This is a genomic window from Lentzea miocenica, from assembly GCF_033949945.1.
GTDB classification, from domain to species: domain Bacteria; phylum Actinomycetota; class Actinomycetes; order Mycobacteriales; family Pseudonocardiaceae; genus Lentzea; species Lentzea miocenica.
On record NZ_JAXAVW010000003.1, the window covers coordinates 23,326 to 38,462 of the forward strand.

Below are 15,137 nucleotides of genomic sequence, written 5' to 3' on the forward strand. Positions count from 1 at the left end.
CCTGAAGCCCGCAACCAAATGGAGTACGTCCGTGGCGCAGAAAGTTCTCGTGCAACTCATTGACGATCTCGATGGCACCGCCGCCGAAGATGTTGAAGCTGTGAGCTTCGGCTTGGACGGTGTTACCTACGACATCGACCTCAAGAAGGACAACGCAGCCAGGCTCCGTGACGCCCTGGCGGACTTCGTTGCGAGGGCCCGCCGGATGGGTGGCCGCACCAAGAGGGCGACGAACACCAGCCGCACCATCGTGGCCGAGTCCCGCACGAAGGAGCAGACCAAGGCCATCCGTGAGTGGGCCAAGGCCAACGGGCACGAACTTTCCGAGCGTGGCCGTATCCCCACCAGCATCATCGAGGAGTTCGAGCAGGCTCACCGGTGATCATGTTGTGGCTCAACGAGCCCAGAGCGTCTGCTGCGCCGGCAAGTCAGTAGCATCGAACTCCGCCCTGAGATGGAGAGCCATGTCTGACAGCAGTCCGATTGAGTGGACAGAAGCGACGTGGAATCCCACCACCGGCTGCGATCGCATCTCGAAGGGCTGCGACAACTGCTACGCGCTCACGCTTTCCAAGCGGCTCAAGGCGATGGGCGCCGAGAAGTACCAGACCGATGGCGATCCGCGGACCTCCGGCCCAGGCTTCGGCGTGGCGATCCACCCGGATGCGCTCGAGCTCCCGTACCGGTGGCGACGGCCGCGGGTGGTCTTCGTGAACTCGATGTCTGACCTTTTCCATGCGAAGGTGCCCATCGGGTTCGTGCGTGACGTCTTCACCGTGATGCGTGAGACGCCGCAGCACACCTACCAGGTGCTCACGAAGCGTGCGTCGCGTCTTCGCCGCATGGCGGATCGCCTGGACTGGCCCAAGAATGTGTGGATGGGCGTCTCCGCGGAGGACGAAAGTCAACTCGCCCGCGTGGATGATCTACGCGAGGTCGGTGCTGCGGTGCGCTTCATCTCCGCAGAGCCCTTGCTCGGGCCGCTTCCGTCGCTGGAGCTCGAAGGCATCCATTGGGTGATCACTGGTGGAGAGTCGGGGCCTGGTGCGCGGCCGTGTGACCCGCACTGGGTGCGAGGTATCCGGGATGCCTGCGCGGCTGGCGGCGTTGCGTTCTTCCACAAGCAGTGGGGTGGCCGTCATCCGAAGGCTGGTGGCCGGGAGCTCGACGGACAAGTGCACAACGAGATGCCGGCCGTTCTGAGCGGGATCTAGGAAGCGGGCGTACGAACCTCGGTTCCGTAGGTGATGCGGCCGGGCTTCCTGGTCTCTACCTTGCCCTGTGCTCGCAGGGACTCGATCGTTGGGATGATGTGCTGCTTGCGAAAGACGGTCTCGCACAGGGTGTAGTCGATCAAGGTGCCGACCTTGCGGCCGTGTAGACCGGCTTTTGCGATCTCAGGCAGCACAAGCCTGCCGAGGGGCGCGAGCTGTGGCTCGTCGACGGCGAAGAGTGCCTCTTCTTGCTGATCCCGAGGGTCGCGGAAGCCGACGCCGTATGCACGGTCGACCTCCCAGAGCGCGTCCTTCATCTTTTCCACGCCGAGCTTGTGTCTGGTGCCGAACACGAGATAAAGCACATTTCCGCGGCGGTCGACCAACTCGAAGTCAAGCAGGAAGCCGAAGCCCGCTGACTTCAAGGTGTGCCGGTAGCAGTCCAGCAGATGCCGGCGCTTTGTCGGACCATCGGGCAGATCTGCCACCTGACGCCAGGCCCGGTCGCTGCCGAAGACCTCGTCAGCAGAGTCGCCCAGTTCGGTCACGAAGCGCACGAAGTACTGCGGCTCGAAGGTGACGATGACCTCGCTCGAAGGGTTCGCAGCCAGGCGTTGCAGCAGCCGGAACGAGACTGGTGCGTTGCCCCACGAGTCGAGAACCGCGAGGATTGGCTGGCCCCAAGCGTTGATCTTGGTGAGCTCGTCTTCGAGGATCTCTTCGCACTTGCCCTGCTGCACTTTGATCGGCATCGAGGGGGCCGCGCGTGGCGAACTGGCCACGACTGGCGCGAGCTGCTCGTTGAGGAGCTTGATGCACCGCGGATCGTCGTCGATGAACAGGAACCGGCTGATTTCCCTTGGTAGCAGGGACCTCCTGGTGGAGGGCTTGGATCGCGATCACAGGTGATCCGGGCTCGCCGCCTTCGTAGATGCCAGGCCCTGAGAAGCCTTCTGCATAGGTCGCAGATGGATAGCCGTTCGCTCCACTGATGAGGATCGGAAACCAGCGACGCAGGTAGTGCCTGTAGATGTCGTGCTTCGCGGATGTGTGCTCAGGGATCGGCCAGGGAACGTCACCGTGCACCGGCATGCTGACCTCCTCGTGCGCGCACTCGTTAGGCACCATACCTACGGTGAACTCGTGGAGGATCGGCAAAACTGCACGTCCGCCTACCGGCGTACGGCTATCGATCAGGTGATCGACAGGGGTCCGGGCGGTTGGCATTCATGGGACAAGCCAGCTCCAGCGAACTTGCTCCGCTACGGCGCAATCTTCCGAGTGTTCGCGCCGCAGGCATCTCCCTGATGTTCGCCGTCCTTACATGGCTGCCCAGCGCTGTACTTGACGCCAGACCAGTACACCGGGGTCAGGCTCGATACCTGACGACCACCTTCGCTCGGCCTGCGTACCACTGCGAAATCGCTCGTGTACTGCGTTCCATCGGCGCGTGTGCCTCGAAGGTGGAGAACAGATACCCGGTTCAAGCTGAACTGACCAGCGTCTGCCGTGAACCCGGTTACCGCTGGGTGAGCTCCGCCGGTTGACGGAGCTTGGGCGCGAGCATCCTCTGCGAGCTGCCGGCACACGGAAGGCTCGGTGGCCAGCGAACGGCAAAGGCCGTCGTAGTCGCCTGCCTTCGCGTAGGCAACCGTCTCTTCCAGGAGGATCTCGGCGTCCTCCTGCGTTACTGGCTCTCCGACATTCGACTGACTGGCGGCTTTCCAAACGGCAACGCCAGCGGCGGTGAGCAGAAGGATCGCAACGACAGCAAAAAAGATCCTGGTGGATCGACGGCGTTCGTCCTTCATCTCATCCCCCTACTGCAGGTAGCTGGCCGCTACCGTAGAGTGCGTAGTATGCGGCCAGCTACCTATTCAGGTCAACCGCACAGGTCGAAACTTGGGGGAATCAGGCTGCACGGCGAGTAAAAGTAGTAAGCTTCGTTGTACATCTCAATTGCGAGCGTGTTTTCAGCGCCAAACGCCTCTACGAATGCGACTTCGCGGGATTCTCCGTTCCAGGCGTCGCCGATCCACGCAGCGATCATGGTTCCAGGATCCACGCCGGGATACGGATTGAGCCTTTCGCAGACCCTTGTGGTGTGACCAGCGGTTACCCCGCCCCAGCCAACACTTAGCGCTCTGTCGTCGCAGTTCGGAAGATCGACCGAACCTCTAGGGCTCCAATCGTTCCAGTACAGCTTGGGAGAATGAGCGAAGGTCAGCTGCTGGGTCTGTACATCGCAGCCATCGAGCTCGTAGGTGTTGATTCTGTTCGTGTGGGTGCAAGTTCCGTAGACCTTGTAGCCCCAGTTGAAGCGTGATTCTCCTGGGTAAGACATTCGTGCCCACGCTGAACATGTCAGCATGTCTCCGATGTTTGCTGGATCTTCCTCATCGGTGAGGCTGAAACAAGACGGTTGCCGCCACGGTACCTCTTGCTGGACAGTGACTTCCCCTGGCGCAGCCAGCTTCTCAACCTCAGTACCTGAGGGGGAAGTATGCTGAACTCTGGCTCCTACTCTCGTGCTGCCGTTCGGCATCTTGGTGATAGATGCTTCAGGAGTCGGTACATCCTTCCGATGGATGATCCGTACGCCCGCGCTCTGGCTTACCTTGTAGTCCGCAGAGTTCAGATCGATGCCGTAGCGAGCCTTCGCTGTCTGCGTGAAATTCTGCAGTGAAATCCGATCTGCAGTGCTCACGAAGTCCGCTGCCTGCGCACTCGTTGCAGTCAAAGTTGCCGCAAAGGCAACCGCCACCGCTGCCATTGCTGATATCTTCTTCATGTCCCCCCTCATTGAGACTACACCAGCATATTATTGCCGCGCCGTCGCGTGTATACCATATCTGTGTCTGGCGGCAAGCATGCGAAGGATCCCGCATCGGAAAGATGTCGGGCCAGCTGTAAGGGATAGCTATGCTGCGTCCTCCGGATGGCGGGACTTCTTGGTAGCCTTTCGGTTGCTCGCCCCAGGAAAGACCATATTGATCAGCTGCTGGGCGGCGCCATAGGCCGTCTGGGTGACTTATTCGCAGTTCTTATGCCTAATCCGACGCTAAATTCTTGATTTAGCTAACGAGTCGACTGTGTGCAACTGTGTATCCGCTTGCGCGATTTTCGGTATGTGAACCGAGAATTTTGGAGGATCGGGCAGCTGTGCTACCTGGCCAGCTCTTCCTCAAGCCTCGTGATCACTGCGGTGAGCGTCGTTTGAAGCGCTTCGGCCACCAGGCGCAACTCCACCACGTCCAGCCGGCGCTCGCCGGACTCGTACTTGCTCACGAAAGACTGTGGTTCGTCGAGGCGCTCGGCTACCTGCACCTGGGTCAACCCGGCCTCGGTGCGGATCTCCCGGAGAAGTGCGCATAGCCGCTGGTACGCCGCCGAGTAGATCGACTTGTCCATCCGGAAAGCGCACAACCGCCGTTGCAAATATCCCAAAATCGGATATCGCCGCCAGGGTGGTCGATCGGCCGCTTTCACCGGATTCCCAAGGGGGTGGCGAGATGCGCATCGCGATGAGCGGCGGCGGGGGCGGCACCTGATAGCTCGCCAGCACACGCGAGAGCCCTGGGTGCCTCTAACACCCAGGGCTCTCGCCTTGTATTGAACCCGAAGCGGCCGGCGGCCGCCCCTGCGCCGGGCTTAGGCCGCCTGTCCGTTCGACGGGTTCGTGACTGTCGTGTTCTTCGGCTTCGTCACAGACGGGATGTCAGCGAACTCGAGCTTGATGCCGAGGTACGTGAGGTCCTGGTTCAGGCGCAGCAAGCTGACCCTCGTGAGAGGAAAGATCTTCTCGACCTCCCACGGGCGGCCACCAAGCGCCAGCACCACCGTCCGCGGCCGGTCGGTGACCGTGCGGGTGTTGTCGAGCGCTCTCACCTTCTCCCGGAGCTGCTGCAGTGCCTCAGGCTCAAGGCGCTGCGACCATGCGGACGCCTGCGCCTGGTTGAACAGATGCCCGAGTTCCGCGGCGCGCGACGGCCATTTGATGTGGATCAGCTCGTCGTCCGGACCGATGCCATCCGCGAGTTCCAGCTTCGGGTGCATCGCCGTCTTTGCGAAGTCCTGATCCAGACAAAGGAAGCCCGGCTGTGCCGCCAGCTCGTCTTCGCAGTAGCGGTGCTCGTCGTCCTTGCCCTTCTGCCGCTCCCATACCGGAAACAGCAGCGAACTCTTGTTCGCGATGAGCTCGGCCAGCTGCTCGTTGACCCTGTCGATGGAGTCCTTGCTGAGCTCGTACCACCGCCCCTGTTGTAGGCAGAAGGTCTTGTCGCCGATGGTGGTCTCGAAGGCGATCCACTTGAACATCGAGATCGGCCGGCAGAGCTCCTCCTGGCCCTGGTTGTCCTCGCAGGGCACGAAGCGTGCTGCTTCCAGTTCTGCGAGGCGAGCTCCTTCGGTGATGTGTGCGAACCGGGCAGTGATCTCCTCGACGCCGAAGTCGGCGTTGAGCAGCAGCGGGCCGAGACCCCCGATGCTTGTGCTGATGAAGGAGTCAGCCTCCTCCACCACGCCGTGCACCGCGGCAGGCCAACAGATCCCGATGGAGCCGAAGCGCTCGTCACCGCTCAGCGCCACCGCAAATCGAGCGTCGAGCTCGGCCTTCAGCGGGTGGTTGGAGCTGACCGGTCGTACCTCGTTGAGGAATCGCAGCGGCGAGTTCTCGTCGCTTGAGTCCACGATCCCTGAGATCGCACGCAGATCCGCGATGAACTCTTCCGGAGAGCGGCCTACCTGGATGTGCAGCGAGTTGCCGCACTTAATCTGCCAGGCTCGCCCGTCAGTCGCAGCGTGGTAGGTGAGGCCCTCCAGGTTGGCAGGACCTGCCAGCCTGGTGACGATTTCACCCGCAGGCTCAAGCCCGAAGCCAGAGAGCGAGTGTCCCTGGGGGAACGAGGTCTGCTTGCTGCGGGAGCTGGTGTCGAGCGAGTTGCTGTTCAACGTGCGCAGCTTCACGGGGTCGAGGCGACGAATGCCGAACCGCAGGCCGAAACCTTCGTCGAGCAGAACGTCGTCGAGCAGATGCCGCGCGCTGGCACCCCAACACGCAGCGATGACCCAGTTCGGGTCGATCTCGACAAGAACCACGGTGAAGGGAGTCATGGCGGACAATGCGAGGTCGAGGCCGGTCACCCGTCGTGGGTGTCGAGCCCACTTGGCCTCATCAACGATGCGCACACCTGCGAGAACGTGCGCAGGTGCGCCCGCGATCTCCATGGCGTCGTCGAACTCAACCTCTGCGCCGTCGGCCAGCTTGAGGTAGTCGGTAAGGGGGAGGCCGGCCGGGAAGCGATAGAGCGCTGCGGGGCCGGTGGGAAGAGCTGTGCCTGTCAAGTGAGTCGTCCTTGCCTTGCAACGACGAGCGCAGCCAGATGGCGTGCGCCCGCCGTGACGTTGAGTCTGATGTGTACGGCCGTGGCCGTACGGCAAGTGAGAGCGCTGACCGCGCGACTGCTTGTGTGCCAACGGTTGCCGGGATCGTGGCTGAGCAAGAGCCCGGCAACCGTAGTGCCTCAAGCGTTGATCGCGAAGACGTCGTGCCCGACGTTTCGGATGCGCAGGAGCGTCACCAAACGCGACTGTGAAGAGAGAGAAGGTCGATCGACCTCGACGGGGCTTGTGCGCAGGCGAACACCTGAGCGGCCGATTCACTCGGCCGAGGCTCTAGTGGAACGCGGGCAACAGCCCTAGACTCAACGCGCTTCCTCCGGAATAACTTGCTGGTTGCTAGGCCAGGCGGATGGGGTGGAGCTTCACGCGGCTCCCTGTTCCCGCAGGGGGCCGCGTTTGTGTGCTCGGGAGATCCTGGTGTGACCCGAACGTGATCAGGATGCCTCACACGAACGGGTGGCGTCTGCTTCGGTTCAAGGTTCTGCGCCGAGCGGCAGGTTTTGCCGGTTAGCTGGAGGCTGAGTCTCGTCGAGCTAATAAGCGCTACGCAAGTCGACGCGGCGCGTCGCAAGTAACTCGAAAGTAGGTACCGGCCGTACGGTTTGGCTGACAACCTTGTCAGCTGCTCGCGCTAAGCCAAATATTGGCCAATCAATGGCCAATATTCTCGAATTCAAGGAATTGTGACGCAGGGTGCTCATTCGATTGCGTGATTGGGATCACAGAGTCGACCGATCAACGGCGCGCAGCTGCCGCTCGCCGCAGATAGGCGGCGCGCCGCGCCTGGTACGTCGGAGGTGTCCTGCGGGGTGTTACATGGCGACGGTGACGGTGAGCGTTGGTGTCGCAGGACGTGGCCCCGAAGGCCGGTGGTCTGTTCCAATTCCTTGGTATGCAGTCTGCGTCCAGGGAAAGTTGGTTAGTATTAACAATTAATGCAATGCTTGCTACAATCGATGGTGAATGAAGGACACGCTCGACCAGCTCTATGAAACTAAGGCACAGCTCATCGCCGTGCTCTCGACGGTTATCGGCATCGGTTTGCTGATGCTGAACAAGTGGCCGCCAGCGGTCGAGTGGCTTCTTGCCTTCCCGCTACCGATCCCGCTCGGTGAGCTGGGCGCGGGGTTCTTCGGCTTCGGAGTGCTGGGCATCTACTTCCAGATCCTTGACCGTGCCGCAGGTGACAGGCGTCTGGACAAGCTCATCAGCAAGGCGATTCGACACGAAGCCCCAGCCTTCAGCGGCGCGGTGATCGACAGCCTGGCCTTCAAGCCAGAGACGCTGGAGACGATTGCTGCCTCCGACGACCTTCTCGACCGGGTTGCCGCCAACGCTCTTGCACTGCGGCTTAAGGACAAGGAGCTGGCGCAGGATCTCTACACGGATGTACGTGATCAGGTGATCAACGCCGCGGAGCGGTGGCGTGATGTCGACGTGTCAGTGTCCCTACGGCCGTGGGCAGGCGGTCCCGTCTCCGGCCCTGGCTCGATGTTCGCGGCCACGGTGCGGTGGGAGTACAAGGTGCGGTCTGCGAGCCCTACCTTGCGCTTCGCCTGCGTGGCGGGCGAGCGTGAGTATCGAGAGATGTTGCACGACCCCGCGAACACCGCGGTGTGGCACTTCGATCTCTCGGGTGGGCTTGCTGCAGAAGATCCCGACGTCTTTGAACTCGTCAGCCTCTTGGTGGACGGTAAGGAGAGGGAGATCCAGCGGACCTCAAGAGATGGTGCGCAGGTTTACACGGCCAGCCTTGGTGAGAAGGTGCCACCTGACCAGGAAGTCACTCTCTCCTACACCTACCGAGCTCTCGTGCAGCGGCATGGTCACGAACTCTACCTTGACGTGCCGAGGCCGGCGAAGGGGTTGCACGTGCAGCTCGACTACGCCTCGGCAGGCATCCGGCGCATGAACACGATCGACTACATCTCCAGTAGCCAGCGACCTCGCGTGGAGCACTCCCGCCGCACGGATGACGCGAAGACCGTGAACATCAGCTTCGATGGGTGGACGCTGCCGCGGGCGGGGGTCGCGTTCGTATGGGTGTTGAACGACGAACTGTAAGGCAAGGCTGCTACTCGTCCCCGCTCATCCGAGCCATCTCTCGACGTACGAAGTCTTCGAGCCCGCTAGCTGGATGGAAATAGACCTCGTCCTGTGCCGCCGCGACCTGGACCTTGTTGAGATGTTCCACTATGTCCGGCGGAACGACCCCACGTGCGTTAATCGGACTGGTTGCCACCGTCAGGCTCGGCCCGAGCGGCATCACCATGCTGTGCGCGTCATCGACGGCTATCCCGCCAAGAAGCCCGACCTCCTGGCGGTCCTGCCGCGTTGCAACTGCCGGCACATCACCGATGAGGAAGTGCGCCTCACGTGATTCGAGGAACTCCAAACCATGTCGATGAATAAAGGTCCGGACCTTCTCGAACGCTCGCTCCTGCTGCATACGGAAGAGGAAGCCAGTGTCATAATCGGCTTCAGTATTGGCGTGGAGCTGGTCGATAGCACGGTCAGCCCAGTCGGCGCCTGTCAAATAAAGACCCGTTCTTGCAAGAGTGAACTGCCTAAGTACCTCGATCTGACCACGAAGAGCATGACGGCTCGCCGCCTCGATCCAGCTCCAGGCCTCCTTATGGATCACGGCGGACTCTTTACCCCGTACGACATGAAGAGCCATGACCTCCTTGATGATGTCAATCAGATCGGGGTGGCTTAGTATTGATCCGTCGTCCGCTGCAGCAAGTGCTACAGGCAACCTGGTTTCGATACGACCCCAGGTCTTCTCTGCGTCTTCCGAGGCGTAGCGGATGAAGTTATCGACCTTGCCACACCCTTTCGGGCCGGTCAGCTTCGGTCGCCGCTCCAGGTGGTGCAGATCCATTCGCGCCAGCTGCAAGCCAGCCTTCTCATCCTCAATCCGTCCGAACCTATGAAGGACGACGCGAGAGACGACATGCTGGCTGGTGACGTGCTTATCGAGGTGTGGCGCAAGCTCAGCCCGCCGTCGCCGCAGCAGGGCGGCGTACTCCTCGGCGGCTGGGTCTGGGGCCAACATGCACGAAGCATGCCAGGTCTGAGCTACTTTTTCTTCTCCTCCGCTTCCGCCTGCCAGATCTTCACGATGTTGGGCTGGAAGCCTCCAGCTTGAAGCCGGAAGCGCTTGCCCTGCTGCACACCGATCGCGATCTCTTTGAGCCGCTCAACCTCGCGGAAGTTGAACCCGTTGCCGAGCGCCCATATACACAGCTCCTCGACGTTGTAGCGATAGCCAGCCTTGTGAAGCGCGCGTAGGGTCTCGACCGCGTCACGGCGGTCCATGGGTCCGGTCAGACTGTTGCCGTGATTGACACTCATTTCTAGGTATTGCATCGCGACCTCAACCACCGGGTCGAGCGTGACTGTGCTGCTGGGATGGACTGCACCGTCCACCACACTGCGCGCTTGGTGTCCGGCCAACCACGTGCGCTGCACCTCGTCCGAGTCGCCCCACTCCATGACGCACAGCGCCGTGATTCGTGACCTCAACCCGTGCGTCAGCAGCTCGAAGACGTCATCCGTCGGCCATGCCGCGAGTACTGGTCCCTTGGACCACCCGGAGCTGCCCAGGTTCCGCGGTGTCGCGGCGGCGGCACCAGCCGTCAACCTGTTGAGCAACCGATCGCCTTCTGAGCTGGGCTTGTCGGGGAACAACAACAGCGGAGCACCTTGCTGCTCAGCCAGCCATTCGGCGGCGTAGCGCGCCATCGCCTCACGATCACCGAGACTCCACGGAACGTAGTACACGTCGTAGTCCACTACGCGCTTGCTCAAGGTGCCTCCCAAGTAGGTGAGCAATTCTAGTCCTCCGACGGTCGGAATGGCTCGAACGCCGGGCGGTGTTCGGACGTCTCACAGTGAGGAGCCAGCTGACCAGAACCTCAACCTCTCTATATCGGTTCCGCGCCTGACACGTTACTCGCTAACCCTTTCGCGTAAGACCGCAACCGCTGAGGTGTTAGCATGCTCCGGTCCTGAGTTCGGCCCAGGCCGGAAATGAAGTGAGGGCGATGCATCATGGCGAAGCTGGTTCGTCGACAGCACGTAGTGTCGCAGTTTTACCTGAAAGGCTTCGCAAACGAGGCTAACCAGCTGCGGCGCGTCGTCCTACCTGGGGATAAGAGTCATATTGTCTCCTCCTCGGATGCGAGCGTCATAAGAGATTTCTATACCGTGACGCTCCCCGACGGTTCACAGTCCGACATCTTCGAGCGCACCTTCAGTGAGATCGAAAAGCCCGCAGCGGATGCGCTGCGCAGCGTTCGCGAAGGCGAGTGGTCACTCAGAGATGAGCCTCGGGCGGCACTATCCTTATGGATAGCTCTCCAGCACCTCCGAGGCGAAGATGTTCGTTCCAGTCAAACGCAGTTCAAGGCGACACTGATCAGATTGACTGTTGGCGTTTCCGGTAAGGCCGCCCTGCGCGAGATCATCGAGAAGGCCGAGGCTCGCACCATCTCAGACGAGGAACTTGAATGGGAGTGGCAGGACCTTACCAAACCTGGCGGCCCGACGCTTATGCCGGAGATTAACGGGCATCTCAAGGTGCTGATGTCCTTGCACAACGGAATGAGTCGCTATCTCTACGACGCGCATTGGACTGTCTTTCGGTTTACTCGCCGGGCATTGGTGACCTCTGATCGCCCTGTCGCCATGACCGTAGCCCCGGACTACCCACCTGAACACGGCGTAGGGATTTTCACCGCCGATGCATTCTTGGTCCCACTTAGTCGTCGCGCCGCCGTGATGATTCAACCTCGCGACAGAACTCCAGATGCCAACGCACCTGACTTTGAGATCGCCGGAACGGCTATGGTAGCCAGATCCATAAACCAGGAAATCGTTCGCCATGCAAGCCGCTCGATCTACCATCACCCGGATGATTCGCCACTCGAAGGCTTGTACCTGCCCCAGCCGGGCCGCCGTGACCCGAACGCCGATATTGGCAGCGGGCTAATCAAGGAAGAAGGTCTCTTTGCCGGACTCAGCAAAGAGCAGCTGAAGGCCTTCTCTCCCCCCTCTCCGTCGGCGAACGATTCAAAAGGGATGACCATCAAAGACCTGCCGTGGCCGATCCCAGGTCGCATCAAGCCAGAACGATAGAGCCACTGGAAGAAGCCCGTTGCGCAGTCGGCGCAACGGGCGAGGGTCAGTACTCCATCCGCAAGCACTGCTCCTTGGTGGCTGCAAGCAGCCGGGCAACGAACTTGCTGAACTCGCTGGCCTTGATCCGCGGCCAGAGCGCCGTGCGACCCACTGCAACGTCATGGCGGATGACGAGCCAGTCGTCTCCGCCTTCTTCCATGCAGATGAAGCAGGCGTCGCGGTAATAGAAGGCGGTGCCGAGCACCCACCAGCATTCTCCGACGCGCTCTTCCAGCTCGGCCAGCGTGAAGCAGCCGATGAAGCTGTCCTTCGAGAACGGAGGATCGACTGCGTCGTGCAGCGGTGGTGTGACGCTGCCGATCTCGTACCAGGTGTCGAGCAGCCCCGCAGGCAGCTCGGGTACAACCCGGACGTCGGCGATCACGTTGCGCCACTCCAGCCCGATCTTCAGCGCCAGCCGGTACGCATCCGTCCACTCGAGGACGGTGCCGAGGGTGGTGTGCCAACTACGCGTGCCTGCCTTTCGGGCTTGCACGCGGTACTCCGCGGTGTTGAACAGCAGCTTTACTAGCTCTGCGGGCGCGTCCTGATCATCACCTTCGTGATCGGGAGGGCCCACGATGAGGCCGCTGCCCATGATGACGTCCTCGCCGCGGAACAGCTTGTTGTGCATCCGCAGCAGCATGGTGAGGCGGTGGTTGATGGGCAGCTCCTGGAGCTTGCCCTCGTCGTTGAAGTAGACGCCCGCGGCAGGATCGCTGAGCTGCACCGCTTCCAACCTGCCGCCTACGATCCGGCGGAACGCGCCGGCGTCGTGCTTCTCGAGTTGCTCCAGCCTGATGGGCTCGGAGAGGTCCGCTGGGACCACGATGGCTTGCACCATGTGTGCTCGCTTATGAACCGCATGACCCTTGCCTGGCGGGAGGGTTCGTATCCACGCCAGGCCGCACGCTCTCTGCACCTCGAGCTTGCGGCGGGGCGTCGATGATCGCTCGGTAGTTCTATTTAGCCAGGTCGAGGCAGCACCGCATATGGTGGAAATTGCAGCATCCAGTCGTCACTGACGTGGTATCGCTCGCAGTGTTACCTCTAACGGGGTTGCAGTCCTATGCCGAAGTTCACCCGTTTGGCGTTCAACGTTGAGGGGTGCGTAGCCGTCAAGGTAAACGCCGTCCTTCTATATAACCTCAGGCTAGGGGCAGTGCTGTTGTCTGAGTTTCTTACTAGGTATGGAGCCATCCTCCTGCTCTTCGCCATGATGCTGGCCTACAGTGCTTTCGCGCACTTCGGTCTCTTCATGGCGCTCGGCGAGTATGCGGCTGCCTTGACACCTCAGGTCGACGGGCGCCCATTTGTGATGCCGAGGCGTAAGCTCATTCGAGCCTCTTGGACCGGCGTTGCCGCCGGGGTCGCCATCGCCTTGACTGGATATGCGGCCCTGGCAGAGCGTGTAGGGGAGGTTTTTCTTCTCAGGCTCCCGGAGAGCGAGCGAAGAATCGGGTTCAAGATTTTTGTCATCGTAGCGCTGATGTATGTCGCATTTAAGTCATTACGCTCGCTGAGGGCTAGCTATCTTGCGTACCGTCAAGGGACCAACTTCCGAATCTGGCTCCGGGGTGTTTCAGACAATGGCTTGAGTGCGGCTCATGTTACGTACCTGCACGGGTGGGTATATCGGGCAATAGGCAGCGTGCTGTCGACTGTATCGATGTGCGGCCTGTTTATTCTGGCCGTGCTTGTAGCGGCGCCAGGAAAGAGTGATGCCTTTAGTCGAAGTGACGGGATTAGGGTGGGTGCAGTGCTCGCGGGAGTGGTTACGCTCTCGCTTCTGCGAAAACTGCTTGTTCAACTGTGGACTGTGCTTCGCCCTGAGTCTGCTCTCGCTGATCTCTGTACGAGGACTACGATTGCTTATCGAGTGCCTCAGAAGCGAGAAAAGCAGAAGAAGTCGCAGCCGGCGAAGCATGAGCGCAGGTTCGTGCTGCATCGTCCTGGTGCATGGAGGGATGAGCAGCACGAGGACAGCTTTAAGATTGCAAGCTTGATCGAGTGGTCGGTTCGGCGTGCTCAGGGAAGATTCGCGCAGTACGACTATGAGCAGATAGTGCTGACAGCTCGTCAGCTGGCACAATCGCTTCGATTGAACGCGCTGCAGGTGGCGGATGGCCCGGCGGCCGACATCGCCTATCAGGAGCGTAGGTTTCTGGCGCTGCAGCTCACCACCAGCCGCAATCCGCTGGACTTCGTTGAGCGCATCGGAGTAATGACGGCCGGGGACCCGGAGCCACCAGTGTTGCCGCGTAGACGCGCAGCGCGCTTTGTCGAGAGTCTCAGCGGCGGCATTAATGTGCATTGGCCCACGCTGAAGACGTTAGGTATTGTGGTTGCTATCATCGCCTTCTTGTTTTTTGGAAGGTTTACAGATGCTGTCGGGCTGCTTAAGTAATGGGGTGAGTGTGCAGGTCAACTGGGTAGGCGTGTTGCCTATAGCGTCAGCCATCGTCGCGCTGGGCTCGATGCTCTTCTCGTTTCGTTCAAGCCAGATCGCGAGAAACTCACTAAAGCTGACCCAACGGGCGGCACAGACCGCCTACGAGACAGCAAAGGCGGATCCGCCGCCGGCAGTCGGCATGAGCATCGACGAGATTCAGTATCGGCTGGCTGATGCACCGCCTGTTGAAGAAAAGCCTCGGGAACAGCTAAACTTCTTTGAACTCGTCGAAACGCGGTTCAAGCTTGAAAAGCTAGACGGCGTAGCTGTTGATGCTTGCTTGGAAGTTGTTGTGCGGGGAAGCCTCACTAACAACACTCGTCACGATATCCTGCTGACGCACAAACCATACGGCCGAGACTGGGTAAACCGGGATGGCGAGTGCAGCGTCGTGTTCAAGCGAACCAACGGGCGGCTGTTGAAGCCTGGTTCCAGTGACGACTTTGAATGTATTATCGGCCGGTCGGCTGTATCTTGGAGCAGTATAAATAGTCGGCTCACGCTAAAACGTTTCATGCGGCGTTTTGATCTCAGTGATGTCCGCCGTCTTGTGCGATGGTCCGATGTTGTAATGCTGAGCATCGAATACTTTTTCATGCGGAGGTACTTCACCGAACGGTGTGAGTTCATGTTCGTATGTGAGCCGCGCTTCACGGAACGTGTGGCAACGGTATGGCGGGTTCAGATTCGCCAGAGTCCAGTACTTAAGGAAGAAGCCAAGTCGGGCGAGCCGAAGTACTCAGTGCTCGCTGGCCACTTGCACGGGCCGTTTGATGACTCCATCCTCTTCTATCGTGGTGAGTTCGACTCAACACTGGCGCAGATCAAGCCGTCAAAGTTTGGTCCCATGCCTCCAGGGATCGAACGGTAGCTGGTGTCGTGAGGGT

General features: G+C 60.6%; 14 protein-coding genes and 1 pseudogene. 6 read left to right on the plus strand and 9 right to left on the minus strand.

Translation table 11 applies throughout. From position 1 onward, the window contains the following. Window positions 1–31: 31 nt before the first annotated feature. A complete protein-coding gene (locus SK803_RS04155) occupies window positions 32–382 on the plus strand; it encodes a histone-like nucleoid-structuring protein Lsr2 (protein ID WP_319964396.1) in 351 nt (116 codons plus the stop codon). 82 nt (window positions 383–464) lie between these two features. Next, on the plus strand, window positions 465–1,214 hold the full coding sequence (locus tag SK803_RS04160; RefSeq protein WP_319964397.1) for a DUF5131 family protein: 750 nt from the start codon (window positions 465–467) through the stop codon (window positions 1,212–1,214). On the opposite strand, the gene tcmP is transcribed toward SK803_RS04160, so the two are convergent. From tcmP to SK803_RS04185, 6 genes and pseudogenes are all read right to left on the minus strand, one after another. Next, a complete protein-coding gene (tcmP, locus tag SK803_RS04165; protein ID WP_319964712.1) occupies window positions 1,211–2,083 on the minus strand; it encodes a three-Cys-motif partner protein TcmP in 873 nt (290 codons plus the stop codon). The two genes, SK803_RS04160 and tcmP, sit on opposite strands and share 4 nt — an antisense overlap. A gap of 67 nt (window positions 2,084–2,150) precedes the next feature. Further along, window positions 2,151–2,441, minus strand: a pseudogene (locus tag SK803_RS46480) (hypothetical protein); the annotation flags it as partial. A gap of 35 nt (window positions 2,442–2,476) precedes the next feature. Then, on the minus strand, window positions 2,477–3,025 hold the full coding sequence (locus SK803_RS04170) for a hypothetical protein (protein ID WP_319964398.1): 549 nt from the start codon (window positions 3,023–3,025) through the stop codon (window positions 2,477–2,479). Between the two features lie 71 nt (window positions 3,026–3,096). Beyond that, entirely contained in the window at window positions 3,097–4,005 is a 909-nt protein-coding gene (locus SK803_RS04175) for a hypothetical protein (RefSeq protein WP_319964399.1), read from the minus strand. Between the two features lie 374 nt (window positions 4,006–4,379). Then, window positions 4,380–4,625, minus strand: a complete 246-nt coding sequence (locus SK803_RS04180; protein ID WP_319964400.1) for a helix-turn-helix domain-containing protein — start codon at window positions 4,623–4,625, stop codon at window positions 4,380–4,382. Between the two features lie 240 nt (window positions 4,626–4,865). Further along, window positions 4,866–6,557 (minus strand): TIGR04141 family sporadically distributed protein, encoded by a 1,692-nt coding sequence (locus SK803_RS04185; RefSeq protein ID WP_319964401.1) that lies wholly within the window; start codon window positions 6,555–6,557, stop codon window positions 4,866–4,868. A gap of 1,020 nt (window positions 6,558–7,577) precedes the next feature. On the opposite strand from SK803_RS04185, the gene SK803_RS04190 reads away from it, so the two are divergent. Next, window positions 7,578–8,678, plus strand: coding sequence for a hypothetical protein (locus tag SK803_RS04190; RefSeq protein ID WP_319964402.1), 1,101 nt, complete (start codon window positions 7,578–7,580; stop codon window positions 8,676–8,678). A gap of 10 nt (window positions 8,679–8,688) precedes the next feature. On the opposite strand, the gene SK803_RS04195 is transcribed toward SK803_RS04190, so the two are convergent. After that, window positions 8,689–9,672, minus strand: a complete 984-nt coding sequence (locus tag SK803_RS04195; protein ID WP_319964403.1) for a DUF4238 domain-containing protein — start codon at window positions 9,670–9,672, stop codon at window positions 8,689–8,691. A 23-nt stretch (window positions 9,673–9,695) separates the two neighbouring features. Further along, the gene (locus SK803_RS04200; RefSeq protein WP_319964404.1) at window positions 9,696–10,427 is read right to left on the minus strand and encodes a hypothetical protein; all 732 of its coding nucleotides are present in this window, start codon (window positions 10,425–10,427) and stop codon (window positions 9,696–9,698) included. Window positions 10,428–10,670: 243 nt separating this feature from the next. On the opposite strand from SK803_RS04200, the gene SK803_RS04205 reads away from it, so the two are divergent. Further along, the gene (locus SK803_RS04205) at window positions 10,671–11,756 is read left to right on the plus strand and encodes a DUF4238 domain-containing protein (protein ID WP_319964405.1); all 1,086 of its coding nucleotides are present in this window, start codon (window positions 10,671–10,673) and stop codon (window positions 11,754–11,756) included. A 46-nt stretch (window positions 11,757–11,802) separates the two neighbouring features. On the opposite strand, the gene SK803_RS04210 is transcribed toward SK803_RS04205, so the two are convergent. Continuing rightward, on the minus strand, window positions 11,803–12,642 hold the full coding sequence (locus SK803_RS04210) for a DUF3846 domain-containing protein (protein ID WP_319964406.1): 840 nt from the start codon (window positions 12,640–12,642) through the stop codon (window positions 11,803–11,805). A 225-nt stretch (window positions 12,643–12,867) separates the two neighbouring features. On the opposite strand from SK803_RS04210, the gene SK803_RS04215 reads away from it, so the two are divergent. Both SK803_RS04215 and SK803_RS04220 read left to right on the plus strand, forming a co-directional pair. Beyond that, window positions 12,868–14,205 carry a hypothetical protein gene (locus tag SK803_RS04215; RefSeq protein ID WP_319964407.1) on the plus strand — a complete coding sequence of 446 codons (1,338 nt, stop codon included), beginning with the start codon at window positions 12,868–12,870 and terminating at the stop codon, window positions 14,203–14,205. A gap of 4 nt (window positions 14,206–14,209) precedes the next feature. After that, complete coding sequence (locus tag SK803_RS04220; protein ID WP_319964408.1) at window positions 14,210–15,121, plus strand: hypothetical protein; 912 nt, start codon at window positions 14,210–14,212, stop codon at window positions 15,119–15,121. Window positions 15,122–15,137: the final 16 nt, after the last annotated feature.

Bases quoted from the DNA above. Each gene is read 5' to 3' on its own strand.
- SK803_RS04160 (WP_319964397.1), top strand. From the start codon at position 465: ATGTCTGACAGCAGTCCGATTGAGTGGACAGAAGCGACGTGGAATCCC.
- SK803_RS04170 (WP_319964398.1), bottom strand. From the start codon at position 3,025: ATGAAGGACGAACGCCGTCGATCCACCAGGATCTTTTTTGCTGTCGTT.
- SK803_RS04175 (WP_319964399.1), bottom strand. From the start codon at position 4,005: ATGAAGAAGATATCAGCAATGGCAGCGGTGGCGGTTGCCTTTGCGGCA.
- SK803_RS04180 (WP_319964400.1), bottom strand. From the start codon at position 4,625: ATGGACAAGTCGATCTACTCGGCGGCGTACCAGCGGCTATGCGCACTT.
- SK803_RS04190 (WP_319964402.1), top strand. From the start codon at position 7,578: ATGAAGGACACGCTCGACCAGCTCTATGAAACTAAGGCACAGCTCATC.
- SK803_RS04195 (WP_319964403.1), bottom strand. From the start codon at position 9,672: ATGTTGGCCCCAGACCCAGCCGCCGAGGAGTACGCCGCCCTGCTGCGG.
- SK803_RS04205 (WP_319964405.1), top strand. From the start codon at position 10,671: ATGGCGAAGCTGGTTCGTCGACAGCACGTAGTGTCGCAGTTTTACCTG.
- SK803_RS04210 (WP_319964406.1), bottom strand. From the start codon at position 12,642: ATGGTGCAAGCCATCGTGGTCCCAGCGGACCTCTCCGAGCCCATCAGG.
- SK803_RS04215 (WP_319964407.1), top strand. From the start codon at position 12,868: ATGCCGAAGTTCACCCGTTTGGCGTTCAACGTTGAGGGGTGCGTAGCC.